Raw genomic sequence first — 13,896 nt, 5'->3', positions numbered from 1 at the left:
TAACTAGTACCTTACTATTCTAAGCTTTGCAGACCGTTGCAATACCGAAAAATCGGTTTATTGATTGAGATCATGGCTTTTCGATTGCCCAGTTAGAATAACGCGGGGATTTTTCGGTCCAGCAAATAATTCGTTAGCTTTTGCATAGTTTGTTTATCAGGAGTAGGGGTACCCTCAAGAGGATATTTGTCTGTATAGGGCGCCCATTTGTGTTTGCCCAGCTCGTGATACGGCAATAGCTCGACTTGCTCGACCCCTGTTAAGGTTTGAATAAACGCTGCAAGAGCACTAATGTTTTCAATCGTGTCCGTATAACCTGGAACCACAACATGGCGTATCCACATTGGTTGCTGGTGCTCGCCAAGAAACTGAGCGAATTTCAATATGTCATGATTATTGACCGAGGTTAATTCAACATGGAGTGGATTGGACATGGCCTTAATATCAAGCAATACCAAATCCGTTACTTCCAAGAGCTCTAGTACTTGTGCATCGGGTTTGTGGATGTAGCCATTGGTATCCAGTGCAGTATGAATCCCCAGTGCCTGACAACGTTTAAACAACTCGATAATGAAAGGAAGCTGTAATGTCGGCTCACCACCTGAAACGGTTACTCCGCCATGCGGTTGAATATACTGTCGATATTTGAGTATATCTTCGACGAGCGCATCGACACTGTAGACCGTCCCCAAATGCCTATCCCACGTATCACGGTTTTCGCAATACAAGCAGCGCAATTGACAACTTTGGAGAAAGACCACATAGCGTACTCCTGGGCCGTCAACGGTGCTAAATGACTCTTTTGAATGAATAAATCCGCTTACAGTCATAAACTCTCAGTAAATGTCCGAGATATAACATCTTGTTGTTGCTCTGGTGTTAGCGCATTGAATCGAACCGCATACCCCGAAACCCTAATTGTCAGCTGCGGATACTTATCAGGATGCTCAACTGCGTCGAGAAGCATCGCTTTATCCATGACATTAACATTTAGGTGTTGCCCACCTTCTTGAGATTCGTCGTGATAAAAATAACCATCGAGCAAATCGAGTAAATTGGTGATTTGCGCTTCGATAGTTTTTCCCAGTGCGGTGGGAACGATTGAAAAGGTATAACTAATGCCATCTTGAGCATCGCTAAATGGCAGCTGTGCAACAGAAGAAAGCGACGCTAAAGCACCGCGGGTGTCTCTACCATGCATTGGGTTTGCACCTGGTGCAAAAGGGGCTCCAGCTATTCTACCATCAGGTGTATTGCCGGTTTTGTGCCCATACACCACGTTTGACGTAATGGTTAGAATGGACTGAGTGGGTCGTGCGTCGCGGTAGGTAACAAACTTGCGAATTTTAGTCATAAATTCCGACACTAACTCACTTGCAATGCTATCTACGCGTTGGTCGTTATTGCCAAATGTGGGGAAGTCACCCTCAATATTAAAATCCGTCGCGACCCCTTGAGCATTGAATAGCGGGGTAACATTGGCATATTTGATCGCCGAGAGTGAGTCAGCACAAATTGATAAACCAGCTATACCCATAGCCATTGTGCGCTCGACATCACGATCATGTAAGGCCATCGATACAGCTTCATAGCTATACTTGTCGTGCATATAGTGAATACAATTTAATGCAGTAACGTATTGATGTGCGAGCCAATCCATTACCTCATCAAGCCGCTCTCGAACTTCGTTGTAGCACAGTGGTTTGCTGCTCAGTGGTGAACGTTTGGGAGAAACTTGTGCGAATGAAATTTCATCAACACCACCGTTAATTGCATACAATAATGCTTTTGCCAAATTGGCCCGGGCACCAAAAAATTGCATTTGTTTGCCAATGATCATGGGACTTACACAACACGCAATGGCGTAATCATCAGAGCCAAAGTCTTCACGCATTAGATCATCGTTTTCGTATTGGATAGACGATGTTGCTATTGAAATTTTCGCGCAGAAGCGCTTAAAGCCCTCTGGTAAAGACGGGGACCAAAGTACGGTGATATTCGGCTCCGGGCTTGCGCCCATCGTGTTGAGAGTGTTGAGGAATCGAAAGCTTGTTTTCGTAACAAGTGTTCTTCCGTCCTGACCCATTCCGCCAATGGATTCGGTTGCCCATATTGGATCACCACTGAAAAGTTGGTCATACTCTGGTGTACGTAAAAATCTAACCATGCGTAACTTCATAACGAAGTGGTCGATGTATTCTTGCGCTTGTTCTTCAGTCAACACCCCATTGGCTATGTCACGGGTGATATAGATATCGAAGAACGATGATACACGCCCCAAACTCATCGCCGCGCCATTTTGACTTTTAACGGCTGCAAGATAGGCAAAGTATGTCCACTGTATCGCTTGTTGCGCAGTTTGTGCAGGCGCACTGATATCGAATCCATAGGTACTAGCCATGGCTTGAATCTCATGTAAAGCCCGCAATTGATCAGCGATCTCCTCGCGCAGTCTCAATGCCTGCTCGAGGTCATGTTCACTGTTGCAACCGTAGACAGCATCTTCTGTACTGTGCCATTGTGCTTGCTTATCGGCAATAAGTCTGTCAATACCGTATAAAGCAACACGGCGGTAGTCACCAATGATGCGACCGCGCCCATAGGCATCGGGTAAACCGGTGATAAGCCCTGAGCGGCGACAATCACGTACAGCAGGAGTATAAACATCAAACACGCCTTGATTATGTGTTTTGCGATGTTCGCGGAAAAATCGACTGAGACTTGTAGAGATTGACTTGCCATACACGCGACAAGATTCTTCGACCATTCGAATGCCACCTTGACAGATCAGCGCGCGTTTAAGTGGCTTCTCCGTTTGTAATCCGACTATTTTTTCAAGTGACTTATCAATGTAGCCTGGTTCGTGCGAGGTCACAGTTGAGGGGATCTCGGTATCAAAGTCAATCGGACCGTGTAGGCGGTTTTCTTCACTTATCCATTTAGAGACCTTGTGCCACAGGCGTTGTGTGGTATCACTAGCGCCAAAGAGAAAAGCGGCATCCCCGGAGTATGGTGTATAATTTTGTTGGATAAAATCACGGACATCAATTTCATCCTGCCATTTATTGAAGCGAAAGCCCTGCCAGTAAGTCGTTTGGATCGTTTTATTTGAGCCCATGGGACACCCCGCCAAATAGTTATTGCTCATCTTTTCAAGTTTACTGCACTTTTTCTAACGGGATATTGATGCCTATCAAAAACTGTGCGATTTGTGGTGGTTTTTTCACTTACTTTGCGCGCGTACCATCGATTTTTGCCAACGGTATAGCATTAATACAAATACACGACAGACTGAGTATTTAGTAATGCCATCTGTATAGGGGCTTCGGAGACTTTATTGCATTATTTATAGGGTAGGTTTTTTCGATATTTAAATTTTTAATTATCGGTAAAAACTGATAAAAGATAAGTGATAAACAAACTATTTTGTTATCCCTTAATGTAGCTTTAACCGTTAAAATACCGCAATTTTAAATTGCATGAGAGCCCTTTAAATGGATTTCTTGCTTGAGTTTGGCGTACGGCTAGTTGCGCAATTACAGACACCCACCATCGGTTTTCTTGTCGGCGGCATGTTATTAGCTGCATTTGGCAGTAAGTTAACCATTCCAAGCGCAATTTATCAGTTCATAGTGTTTATGTTGCTGATGAAAATCGGTTTAAAGGGCGGCATGGAAATCCGCAACGCAGAGCTGTCTGATATGCTGCTACCGCTGATCTTCGCAACCTTAATAGGTATCGTGGTCGTACTGCTGGGCAATGCGGTATTTTCGTTAATCAAGTCAGTCAAGAAAGAGGATGGTATCGCTACCGCTGGATTATTCGGCGCGGTAAGTGCATCAACTTTAGCCGCGGCCACGGTTGTGTTGGACGAAGAAAACATGGTCTTCGAAGCCTGGGTTCCAGCGCTTTATCCATTTATGGATATCGCAGCATTGGTGTTAGCCATTGTGCTTGCGAATGTTTATCTGAAGCGTAAAAACGACGAAGATGAAGAACCGGTCAATTATTGGCAAATAGTCAAAGATAGTCTGCGTGGTTCCGCACTTTCTGCTTTGATATTGGGATTGTTACTCGGTTTAGTCACTAACCCGGAAGCCGTATACGATGACTTTTATGAGCCGCTTTTCAGAGGTTTTCTATCCATTTTATTGTTGATCATGGGAATGGAAGCCTACGAGCGCTTACACGAATTAAAGCGCGTCGCCCACTGGTATATGATTTACGCATTGTTAGCGCCTATTACTCATGGCTTGATTGCGTTTGGCTTGGGATACATTGCTCATGTCACAGTTGGGTTTAGCGCGGGTGGCGTGGTACTGTTAGCAGTAATGGCAGCTTCGAGCTCCGATATTTCAGGACCTCCGACGTTGCGTTCAGCGATCCCTTCGGCTAACCCTTCAGCGTATATTGGCTCATCAACCAGTATTGGTACACCGGTGGCAATAGCAGTATGTATTCCGCTATTTGTAGCGCTGGCGCAAATCGTCTTTGATAACTAATAGTGAGGCTATTATGACGTTATACACTGCTGAAAAGCTCGTTATCATCACCGAAAAACTTATTTGTGAAAAAGTCTGTAGCATTATTACGAAAGCCGGTGCTACAGGTTATACCCTGACGCCTGCAGGAGGTAAGGGGAGTCGCAACAAGCGATCAACCGCTGATCGCGCAACCGTTGTGGATGATTTCTCTAATGTGAAAATTGAGGTTATTGTCAGTGACAAAGCGATGGCAGAGGCCATCGTTGAAGAAGTTGCACATAAATATTTTAACAACTATTCTGGGATTGCGTACGTAGAAGACGTTGGTATTCTGCGACAGTTTAAATTTAATCATGCAGAATTGAACAACTCTCAATAACAGTGTTAGGGATAACATCGTTACTACATCTATACAATGAGGTTCTGTAGTGATAGTCCGTTCCTGTTTCAACGTTCTGTTTTTATGGTGTATCGCAATTAGTGCAAATGCGAATGCTCGCCATCGATATTAATTGGTTTTGTAGACGCCCCGCCATATTCATTCCTTGACCGCAATCAGCAACCCGCTGGCCAACTTATTGATGTATTTAAAGTCATCGCCACTGAATTAAAATTAACACCTGAATTTATTTACGTGCCACATAAACGTCAGTTGGCATTCATTGAACAAGGTATGGTCGATCTATGGGCCGGTCAGAAAGACTCGCGAGTATCAAGCGATTTGGCTCTGACCAGCGAAAAGCCGCTATTTGTGATGGAGCTTAGCGTGTTTTGGCCCGACGGTGGCATACCTGTTGGGTCATTTGAGCACCTCAAAGGGAAGCATCTAATCCTTATATCAAGTTATTCCTATGGGGGACGCTTCGAAGCCCTTGTTAATGGTGCGGCAAACGTCTCTTACGCTATAAATCACGAAGATGCACTTGATAAACTGCATCAATTCCCTGCGGCATACATGCTGGGCTATAGTTCAATCACAAAGCAACTACAGCAAAAATATCAGCTCGATGCGGTCAAGCAACACGCTCTAGATAGGATTCCTTTGTTCGCAAAGCTGTCGACTCAATTTGCGAACGCGGAACAAACAATCATAGAGATTAATGCGGTTTTAGCCTCGCTAGAAAGTCAGTAACAGGGACAAGTTCAGTAATTTTCCGTCCTTCAGATTCTTGTTTCGTTACTTGAGGCTTGTGCCGTTTGGCTGGTTAATAACGTTTAACTGACACTTTAAATCGATTGGCTTCAAATTTTCTCGGTACCTTTCAAGGCAAAATTTCTAGCGTATGATCGTGCTCAGGAATGACTTCTTTGTTTAATTCGCGGGCAATTATATTGCGAAAATTGATGATGTCTTGATGCAGTCTGACTTGCATACGAGCGATATCATGCTGGTTATTGATAACAATTGAAAGAAGCGCAGAAAGTTCTTTGTCTTGGCGAAGTTCTTCGATATCAAATCGAGGACTGAGCATGGGGTCTGTATTGCCGTAGCCTCGATCAATTCTTTTGTAAATATCAAAAACCGCGGGCGAGCTATCTCGTCTGTTCCTCGACACCACGTAGTTTATACGGTCTAACTTTTCTAGGAGTTGGCCAATAGCCAGTCTAACTTCTGCTGATTGGATCAGTTTTAAATCTCCCGCAGAGATTAATTCATTCAGCGTTGTTATATTGATATCGATACCGATATCCCTTTCAATCGTGCTTATGCCTGTAATAAAAGCCTGCTCATCATACGCAGAGTCGTCAGGCGCACGCAAAAATCGGTAGGTTTCAACAAGCTGTTTTCTTCTTTTTTGGAAGGCGGGGATGAGTATCTCTTGAAGCTCAATATTGTTATCGAAGTCGATCAAAATACGCTCTAAGTATTCAACGCTTCTGTTATCTTCAACCCGTTGATTATTCCACTCAGTGACCTGCAGACCCAGAAAAATCCCTAAGATAACGACTACTAAATCAAGGATAACTGCTAACCAATTTTGCTCATTAAGATTTAACATGAAACGACGAAGAAGCATAAATAAATGTCTCTGGTTTTTTTAAACTATTCAGAAAGTTAAGTTAACTATGCTGACATGAGAATCTATTCTCACATAATTTAATTTAAATTAATGTTAACAATATTCACTGATTGAATCGCCTTTCATTTCTACTACACCTCTTAGTTAGAGCTTTTAGGACAATATTCGCGCGTAGCTGTCTTAACTATTTTTTCACTTTAATGTTAGCAAAGCGTCTATTTCAGCCAGTAGTTAACCTAAGTTAACTAGCCTATGACGAGCGAGCCTGCAAACAGCTGCTACACAGAAATGGCGAGAACAATATACAAGTGATATAACAAAGAAGGTGAGTAAAAGAGCCAAAAAAACTAGTAGCAGTGACTGATATGACCAAACTAATTATTCTGATTTGTCTGACTATACTTATATCGCCAGTCTCGGCCTCTGAGGTTTTAAAAATCGCGTATGGAGACGGTTACGCGCCATTTGCATGGATGGGAGAGCGTCAAGCTAAAGGTGTCCAAATTGACTTTCTTGACGAGATATTGGTTCAGCGTTTGGGATTTGAGGTGCATCATGTCGCCTGTCCTTGGAAACGATGCCAGCGTTTAGTTGAAAATGCGGAACTAGACGGCTTTTTCACAGTACCAACTGACAGTCGTGCAGAATATACAGAAAAAACTAAAAGTCCTTTTTACACCACGAATTTTTTAATCCATACAAAGAAAGATCATCCATTGCTCTGTGAATTTCAATCGATTCGTTCGCTTGAAGAGCTTTTGCAGATGCAAGGGTTGAGACACGTCTTTATGCGGGGTTCAGGCTGGCATGAGCAGAATTTAGCAGGTTTAAAAAATATCACTCAGGTAGCGGACGCTGCGGTGATTCCCAAGTTACTTGTACAAAACCGAGCTGATCTTTATCTTGAGCAAGCCGAGATGTTCAAGTATCAGGCCTCTCAATTAGGCCTTCAAGACCAATTGGTTTCTCTATCTTCCCCGGTCATAAAGCGGCAAGGATGGCATCTTTTTATAGGAAAGTCTTCATTGCATGTTGGGATCGTAGCTCAGGTAGATAGCTTACTTGAAGACATGCAATCGACAGGTGAACTTGAGCAACTGCGACGAATCATATTTGCTCGATATGGAATTCTAACCGTGCCTAAAGCCTGAATCTTTCCCATTATTCCTCAATAACTCTAGACTTCGAGACTATTCTGAATGCTAGGTTTGAAAAGTGATAACACAATTTACAAGTCTAAAGTTCTATCATGCGCTAAAAATTACAGTTCGGATTGATCATTACCAACATGTGAGCTGCTGAAGAACGGCCGTGTCTTGCAAGAACAGACAATTTGCGGACGCTAAAATTGCTCAGATTTGTGCCGCCTCAATGATCACTAACTAGGTATTGCGGACGTTGAGACGACCGCAACTTAAACCAGCTTTAATAGCGAACTCAGTCCATAGTGGCTTTACTGGATGACTGACAGCTGACATGCCGATTGCAGAGAGTTACTCCTTTATTTTCCTTTAACCTTGACACCCAACGGTAAAAGCACAAACTTATTGACTACACTTGAAATCAATCAAAACAATTGAAGTAGTGATGAGCCAACAACAAAAAAAGTACCACGCTTTTATCTCATACCGGCATGCAGACAACGTTGATTCTGGCAGGCAATGGGCAACGTGGCTGCACCAAGCCATCGAGACTTATCAAGTTCCTGAGGAATTAGTCGGGCAAGTGAATAGCCGTGGCTAAGAAATCCCTGAACGCATCTTTCCTGTCTTTAGAGATGAAGAAGCGTTACCCGCTGATGCAGACCTTTCCAATGTCATCACTCGCGCATTAGATAATACGCAATTTTTAATTGTCCTTTGCTCACCAAGAGCACGTGAATCCTCATTTGTAGCAGATGAAATTCTTTATTTTAAACGACTAGGCAATAGCGACCGAATCATTGCTGGAATCATTGATGGAGAGCCCAATACCAGTCTGGAAGAAGGGAAAATCAAAGAAGGATTCTCGACAAAAGATGAATGTTTTCCAGAGCCTCTTCAATTTATTTATGATGATAATGGCGAACAGACATCGCAACGAACAGAGCCTGTAGCGGCTGACTTTAGAGTTGTGATTAATGGAAGAAAAACACAAGGTTGGACCTCACCCCAGGCACTTCAACAACATCTCATTGAAGAAACAACGCTTAGTAAAGAGAAAGTAACCCGTATCGTCAAGGACTATGACAATCAGCTGCAACTGATGCTCCTTAAGGTCATTGCTGGCATTATTGGCGTTCCGCTCGATGACCTCACTCAGCGAGATAAAGCCTATCAACTAGCATTGGAGAAACAAAAAGCAAAACAGTTAAGACGATGGCTTGTGGGGGTGACACTCCTGGCTGCAATCTCGGTTGGGACAGGGACCTACGCATTCAAGCAGCAACGTATCGCGGAAGCACAGCGAGACCGCGCCGAGGGCTTATTGGATAATGTCCGAGAGAACCTTAATTTCATGAATTTTGATTTACGGGATGTGATGTTAAAATACGCGCCTAGTAACGAGCGCGTTAGGGTTATGCAGCGTATCGATGCTTTATTAGAGGCTTTATCAACACACAACGATTCACAATCTGAAAATGATCTTCGAGCTGAATTAATTGTTTTGTCACAAAAGGCCGACGTTATCTTAAGCAGTGCCGCTGAAAATCCAGAAGAAGCGCTACCACTTTACGAGCAATCGCTGGTTATTGCACAGCAACTGATTGCTCTAGATCCGAAAAACTCACTTTATAAGCAAGACCTATCGGTATCGTATCAAAGAGTGGGCAATATCCAGCTGCGCATAGGCGATACCGATGCTGCCCTTGAGGCCTATCAGCAGGCACTGACCATAGATAAGCAACTGGTGGCTCAATACCCGCTAAACGCCGGAGTTCAGCGTGACTTGTCGATATCGTATAACAAGATTGGCAATATCCAGTTGCAGTTAGGTAACACCGAGGCAGCACTTGAATCCTATCAGCAGGCACTGACCATTAGAGAACAACTCGTTGCGCTGCACCCACAAGACGCAGAATTTCAGCGTGACTTGTCGGGATCGTATAACAATCTGGGCAATATCCAGCTGCGCATAGGCAATACCGATGCTGCCCTTGAGGCCTATCAGCAGGCACTGACCATTAGTAAGCAACTGGTGGCATTGGACCCGCAAAATGCCGATTTTCAGCGTGACCTGTCGATATTGTATAACAATCTGGGCGATATCCAGTTGCAGTTGGGCAATACCAATGCTGCCCTTGAGGCCTATCAGCAGGCACTGACGATTAGAGAACAACTCGTTGCACAAGACCCGCAAAACGCCGGATTTCAGCATGACTTGTCGGTATCGTATAACAATCTGGGCGATATCCAGTTGCAGTTGGGTAACACAGAGGCAGCACTTGAATCCTATCAGCAGGCACTGACCATTAGAGAACAACTCGTTGCGCTGGACCCACAAGACGCAGGTTTTCAGCGCGGCTTGTTAGTAAGTTTTTGGAATTTAGCACGCGCTTTAGATGAACAAGGTAAGGGTGCAGAGGCCAAATTGTTTTGGCAAAAATGCCTGAACCAGTTGTTAGCCATGCAAAGCAATGGAACACTCCTTCCAGATGATGTTCAATTTATTGAAGTAGTTAACCAAAAGTTGACTCAATAAATCTGAAAGGCATGAGCCAAGCTTCCCTTTTGACCTTTTGGTCTGTTTATCAACTTTTAAACCTGAATGTCAGCAATGTTGTATTGCCCCATTTCTGTGGGCACTCTTAACTAGTTTTATGGCTACACCAATGGGTGTGAAATGGCTAAAGGTAAACAATACCAAAAGTATCCTGCTGAGTTTAAACTTATGGCTTTGCTTAAAACGTCTGAAGATGGGATGGCTGATAATAAAGTGTGCGAAGAGTTGAGGATCAGTGTATATAAAAACGCAAACGTGCAAAAAGTTAAGACCAACGTATCAATTGCGCAAACAAGTTAAATTAGGAGAAAGAGCTTTGGACAGGTTAATTATGATATTGTGCGCCTTACCTATTCTTTGGGTTGGCGAGGCATATTCGGCACAACTTAGTTCTGATTATACTCATAAAGACAAAAACGGTATCCCATATCCTCAGTTCATCGGCGACAACCCATGCAATAAAAAAGGCTATGAATCGCCTGCGTGTAAACAGTATATGAACTATTTGTCTTATCAGCAGAAAAAGGCTAACAATTGCATTGTAAGGACCATCGAAGATAAAGATGGACTGGTTCGCCAAGAAAAAGTTTGTCTTGAGAAACGCTATTAATCGTTGAGTGTAGTCTGCGGGCTAAGTCTGAAACTCAACACTTCAGTTACATCGCCGATTTGCTCTGTTTCGCAATGCGCATGTGGCGGTGCTTCAGAATATTCTGCTTCATAGGTCATTTTGGCATCCGCTGATAAATGTTTTAGCCGTACAAAATAGTAATCAAAAAAGTTTCCCAAAGGCTCGATATCCCTCCCATGCATTAGATAATCGAGTGGATAAAAGGTGAATTCCGGATGTCCCTCAGCGGCAGTGCAGATAGCCAGATAGGTCTCTTCTTCAGCAATCGTCATCCCGCAATAGGTCTCCCATTGTAGAGCAAGGGTTCGCGTTGTGGTGAACTTGCTTGCGTTATTAGATTTATAAAGAAAGGTCACTGTATCCGAAGCTGCATGCTCATCTACTTCGACACAAACGGTGCCTTTGAGGGTTTCTAGACTTTCACAAGCGTTAAAGGGCGATGCTTGCGCTTCAACAAAGAGTGGTGTTATTGCAAATAGCCCCATAGTAAACGTGAGTGCGCGCGCCATTCTGCTTATCCTATTAATCTTCATCGTCAATGACCACATCAGGCGTTTCACTCACAATGCCAAATCCGATATCCTGAACATATTCATTATTTCGCGAAATCATGAGTAGCTCCGCGGCGTAGTCAAACGAGGCTCATCGACGAATACCCTGTTCGATTGCGGTTTGGTTAGCAACGTTGTGAGGTGTTGTTGTCACTCTCATGGATAATATGCTGCCTGAGGGACTAAATTGAATTGAAACTCTGGCAATAAACGGGGTGTGTTTATCAGGTAGATGTACATGCGCTTTGAGCGCCTTTTCAAAACCCTTTGCCACCAACCGTTTCACAGCCATTTTGAGCGATGTGATTTCGTTTTCGAACTCTTTTGGGTAGCGCCGGTCCTCTGCCTGTGAACTAAAAGTCAACAATAGTAGATTGAGCGCAATAAACGTGGTTATCATACTAGCAGTCGTCTAGCAGTCGTTTGCTCACGAGGAAAAAAGAAAGTGAGAGGTCTATACATAAGCTAGCGCTCGCTTCTATCGTTAGTTAGTTCACCATAATGCCCAACTACGTTAACACAAAACACGCGATGGTGACTTTATGTCGTTTAATCTTTGGCCAATTTCGCTATGCTTAAAGTCTAACCTCAAAGGTATTGTGAGCCATGACATCAACATTTGAAGCACTCAGTGCATTACCAGAAGAGCTGTTAACTCAATTTAGCAATACGGCGACATCGCGAGAAGGGCATGGCTATTTTTCAGGTAGCGGCAGTGTGGGGCAAGATATGCGCATAGGGCTTGCTATCGCCCAACGTGTTATCAATCAGCATCCACTCAACCCTAATGTCAATTACCATGCCTACTACCAAACACTCTACCAAGCGATTAAAGCACAAGCTGAGCAGGTTCTCGATAGCGATGAGAATGGCTATATTTATGGTACTGCGATGCAAATAGCGACCGATTTACAAACACAAGCCAATGAGATACTCGCCGCTGCCCAAAAGGATAATCATTGTTCATGATTTTTCGTAACGATACCGCCTATACTCAGCCGGTTATTCCTACCCCGACACGCCATTTGATGGACCGCAGTATTGTTGGGCAGCACCTGATGATGCGAACCCATGATACGCACTTTAAGACCATTGGCTGGTTTGAAAAAGGTCAAGTGCCTGATTCGCGTGGCCAGCTCAGTGACAAGCATGCCAATATTCTGGCTGACCTAATTGAAAAGGGACCACAGTTTTGCTGGCGAGGCGCCATGTATGGGGTGGCAAATCAGTATTTGTTTGTGAGCCCTTATCAGGACCGATACCCTAGGCATGTGATGCCCTATTTTCGTGATGAGCTTGTTGAATTTCATGCCAATCGGGTATCGATGGTTCGAGGCAGCGATAATGTGGTGTGGGTCTTTCCGCAAAGTCTCATTTACTGGATAGCGCGAGGCTATAATCCGCCGAGTGAATTCCAGCACGCAATCCTGCATGGAAAGCCGGTACTGCACAATGAGCTGGTGTTTCACCCGTTTTCTGAAAAACAGGACGGCTTTGGTTTTTATGAAGAGTGGCAAGCATTTGACGTTGAGCGCACCAAGTTCGACTATGACTCTCCGCGGCCGTCGGAAATGTTTGATTTACCTCGCCGCTATCAAGGGAACTATCCAGCCAGGCTGATTACCCTTCCGATGTGGGTCAATTTCGGCGCTGGCTTTGAGGATGGCGAATATGTGCATCAATCCTTCGAGGTGCCATTTCCTCATGATACCACTGATATACATGCCATCTTGGGGCGTCAAAGCCTGATAACGCTAGCGCTCGCGCACATGGCCCAAGGCTATGGCAAATTAGCGGCCGTGAGTGAATCCCATCCCAAGCTAGGGGAGGCACTCAAAGAGGCCTTTCTAGAACCGCACATAGTTGATGAGTTAGATGCTTACATTCACCAGAGACACGGTTGGCAAAATATGCCCGATAAACTGCGTACGCTGGGTCAAACGTATTTCCCCTATCAGGAGGAGTTAGATGAACAAAATTGAGCGGTTGTACAACCAGCTTTATGCGGTTGATAAAGACTTGCCACAATTGGTCGTAACCTTGCTGAAACGGTGTAACCAACCCGTTTGTACATGCAGGGAAAATACGCAGACAGTCGCGCAGTTTGTTGCCCATATGCGTGAAAAACAACTGCAGTCGAATAAATCATTACATGATTTACTTAACAGCTTAAACGCCAACCCGAACCTTTGCGCCCTGCAAGAACAAAAAGAGCTGATTGAAGCAAGAAGGGAAAATAAAACGCCAAAACAAGCTGACGATGGTAATGCATAGCAACAGCTCAAAGATATATCGAAAATGAAAACATCTCATGGTCTTTATTACTAAGTCTACGACCAAATAATTCCAATAGGTGTCTTTTAATTGTTTACGATTAGCGCTCACAACTTGATAAGTGTTAACTAACCGTCCCACTTTATTGGGATAAAATGTAACTACCCCCTAAAATGAAACAGCTTACTCGTAGAATTTCTTTTAAACTATTTGAAAGGAGTTTTGCGATGACT

The 13,896-nt window shown here is 43.9% G+C and carries 15 protein-coding genes and 1 pseudogene; 11 read left to right on the top strand and 5 right to left on the bottom strand.

Translation table 11 applies throughout. The annotated features are described in order from the left end of the window. Nucleotides 1-92: 92 nt before the first annotated feature. Nucleotides 93-830 (bottom strand): pyruvate formate-lyase-activating protein, encoded by a 738-nt coding sequence (gene pflA, locus QTP81_RS04280; RefSeq protein ID WP_289363955.1) that lies wholly within the window; start codon nucleotides 828-830, stop codon nucleotides 93-95. Then, nucleotides 827-3,118: a formate C-acetyltransferase gene (pflB, locus tag QTP81_RS04275; protein WP_289363953.1), complete on the bottom strand. Its 2,292-nt coding sequence runs from the start codon at nucleotides 3,116-3,118 to the stop codon at nucleotides 827-829. Before pflB ends, pflA begins: the two co-directional genes overlap by 4 nt. Nucleotides 3,119-3,494: 376 nt before the next feature. Between pflB and QTP81_RS04270 the strand changes: the two genes are divergently transcribed. From QTP81_RS04270 to QTP81_RS04260, 3 genes are all read left to right on the top strand, one after another. Beyond that, entirely contained in the window at nucleotides 3,495-4,502 is a 1,008-nt protein-coding gene (locus QTP81_RS04270; protein WP_289363951.1) for a sodium-dependent bicarbonate transport family permease, read from the top strand. Nucleotides 4,503-4,515: 13 nt separating this feature from the next. Next, on the top strand, nucleotides 4,516-4,863 hold the full coding sequence (locus QTP81_RS04265) for a P-II family nitrogen regulator (protein WP_289363949.1): 348 nt from the start codon (nucleotides 4,516-4,518) through the stop codon (nucleotides 4,861-4,863). 126 nt (nucleotides 4,864-4,989) lie between these two features. Then, entirely contained in the window at nucleotides 4,990-5,616 is a 627-nt protein-coding gene (locus QTP81_RS04260) for a substrate-binding periplasmic protein (protein WP_353059718.1), read from the top strand. Nucleotides 5,617-5,746: 130 nt separating this feature from the next. Here QTP81_RS04260 and QTP81_RS04255 read toward each other — a convergent pair whose 3' ends face one another. Continuing rightward, complete coding sequence (locus QTP81_RS04255) at nucleotides 5,747-6,502, bottom strand: hypothetical protein (RefSeq protein ID WP_289363948.1); 756 nt, start codon at nucleotides 6,500-6,502, stop codon at nucleotides 5,747-5,749. A 368-nt stretch (nucleotides 6,503-6,870) separates the two neighbouring features. On the opposite strand from QTP81_RS04255, the gene QTP81_RS04250 reads away from it, so the two are divergent. The 5 genes and pseudogenes from QTP81_RS04250 (at nucleotide 6,871) to QTP81_RS04230 (ending at nucleotide 10,817) form a co-directional block, all read left to right on the top strand. After that, nucleotides 6,871-7,656 (top strand): substrate-binding periplasmic protein, encoded by a 786-nt coding sequence (locus QTP81_RS04250; protein ID WP_289363945.1) that lies wholly within the window; start codon nucleotides 6,871-6,873, stop codon nucleotides 7,654-7,656. Nucleotides 7,657-8,092: 436 nt separating this feature from the next. Then, nucleotides 8,093-8,248 carry a hypothetical protein gene (locus QTP81_RS04245; protein WP_289363942.1) on the top strand — a complete coding sequence of 52 codons (156 nt, stop codon included), beginning with the start codon at nucleotides 8,093-8,095 and terminating at the stop codon, nucleotides 8,246-8,248. Between the two features lie 369 nt (nucleotides 8,249-8,617). Continuing rightward, a complete protein-coding gene (locus QTP81_RS04240; RefSeq protein WP_353059716.1) occupies nucleotides 8,618-10,186 on the top strand; it encodes a tetratricopeptide repeat protein in 1,569 nt (522 codons plus the stop codon). A gap of 141 nt (nucleotides 10,187-10,327) precedes the next feature. Next, nucleotides 10,328-10,444 (top strand): annotated as a pseudogene (locus tag QTP81_RS04235) (IS3-like element ISCps2 family transposase); the annotation flags it as partial. Between the two features lie 46 nt (nucleotides 10,445-10,490). Beyond that, on the top strand, nucleotides 10,491-10,817 hold the full coding sequence (locus QTP81_RS04230; RefSeq protein ID WP_289363940.1) for a hypothetical protein: 327 nt from the start codon (nucleotides 10,491-10,493) through the stop codon (nucleotides 10,815-10,817). Here the strand turns inward: QTP81_RS04230 and QTP81_RS04225 are convergent. After that, nucleotides 10,814-11,347 (bottom strand): hypothetical protein, encoded by a 534-nt coding sequence (locus tag QTP81_RS04225; protein WP_289363938.1) that lies wholly within the window; start codon nucleotides 11,345-11,347, stop codon nucleotides 10,814-10,816. The genes QTP81_RS04230 and QTP81_RS04225 overlap by 4 nt on opposite strands. 133 nt (nucleotides 11,348-11,480) lie before the next feature. Then, entirely contained in the window at nucleotides 11,481-11,789 is a 309-nt protein-coding gene (locus tag QTP81_RS04220; protein WP_289363937.1) for a hypothetical protein, read from the bottom strand. Between the two features lie 206 nt (nucleotides 11,790-11,995). On the opposite strand from QTP81_RS04220, the gene QTP81_RS04215 reads away from it, so the two are divergent. From QTP81_RS04215 to QTP81_RS04205, 3 genes are read left to right on the top strand one after another with little or no spacing between them, the layout of a single operon-like run. Next, a complete protein-coding gene (locus tag QTP81_RS04215; RefSeq protein ID WP_289363935.1) occupies nucleotides 11,996-12,358 on the top strand; it encodes a hypothetical protein in 363 nt (120 codons plus the stop codon). Continuing rightward, nucleotides 12,355-13,371 (top strand): hypothetical protein, encoded by a 1,017-nt coding sequence (locus QTP81_RS04210; protein WP_289363934.1) that lies wholly within the window; start codon nucleotides 12,355-12,357, stop codon nucleotides 13,369-13,371. Before QTP81_RS04215 ends, QTP81_RS04210 begins: the two co-directional genes overlap by 4 nt. Further along, nucleotides 13,358-13,663 (top strand): hypothetical protein, encoded by a 306-nt coding sequence (locus QTP81_RS04205; RefSeq protein ID WP_289363932.1) that lies wholly within the window; start codon nucleotides 13,358-13,360, stop codon nucleotides 13,661-13,663. The genes QTP81_RS04210 and QTP81_RS04205 overlap by 14 nt, the downstream gene beginning before the upstream one ends. The last annotated feature ends 233 nt before the right edge of the window (nucleotides 13,664-13,896 follow it).

Source organism: Neoalteromonas arenosi (genome assembly GCF_030362855.1).
GTDB classification, from domain to species: domain Bacteria; phylum Pseudomonadota; class Gammaproteobacteria; order Enterobacterales; family Alteromonadaceae; genus Alteromonas_E; species Alteromonas_E arenosi.
This window is presented reverse-complemented; position numbering and strand designations above follow the sequence as displayed.

Coding starts and splice junctions, on each gene's coding strand:
- QTP81_RS04220 (WP_289363937.1), bottom strand. CDS start 11,789: ATGATAACCACGTTTATTGCGCTCAATCTACTATTGTTGACTTTTAGT.
- QTP81_RS04250 (WP_289363945.1), top strand. CDS start 6,871: ATGACCAAACTAATTATTCTGATTTGTCTGACTATACTTATATCGCCA.
- pflA (WP_289363955.1), bottom strand. CDS start 830: ATGACTGTAAGCGGATTTATTCATTCAAAAGAGTCATTTAGCACCGTT.
- QTP81_RS04265 (WP_289363949.1), top strand. CDS start 4,516: ATGACGTTATACACTGCTGAAAAGCTCGTTATCATCACCGAAAAACTT.
- QTP81_RS04205 (WP_289363932.1), top strand. CDS start 13,358: ATGAACAAAATTGAGCGGTTGTACAACCAGCTTTATGCGGTTGATAAA.
- QTP81_RS04255 (WP_289363948.1), bottom strand. CDS start 6,502: ATGCTTCTTCGTCGTTTCATGTTAAATCTTAATGAGCAAAATTGGTTA.
- QTP81_RS04215 (WP_289363935.1), top strand. CDS start 11,996: ATGACATCAACATTTGAAGCACTCAGTGCATTACCAGAAGAGCTGTTA.
- QTP81_RS04225 (WP_289363938.1), bottom strand. CDS start 11,347: ATGGCGCGCGCACTCACGTTTACTATGGGGCTATTTGCAATAACACCA.
- QTP81_RS04245 (WP_289363942.1), top strand. CDS start 8,093: ATGAGCCAACAACAAAAAAAGTACCACGCTTTTATCTCATACCGGCAT.
- QTP81_RS04270 (WP_289363951.1), top strand. CDS start 3,495: ATGGATTTCTTGCTTGAGTTTGGCGTACGGCTAGTTGCGCAATTACAG.
- QTP81_RS04210 (WP_289363934.1), top strand. CDS start 12,355: ATGATTTTTCGTAACGATACCGCCTATACTCAGCCGGTTATTCCTACC.
- pflB (WP_289363953.1), bottom strand. CDS start 3,118: ATGGGCTCAAATAAAACGATCCAAACGACTTACTGGCAGGGCTTTCGC.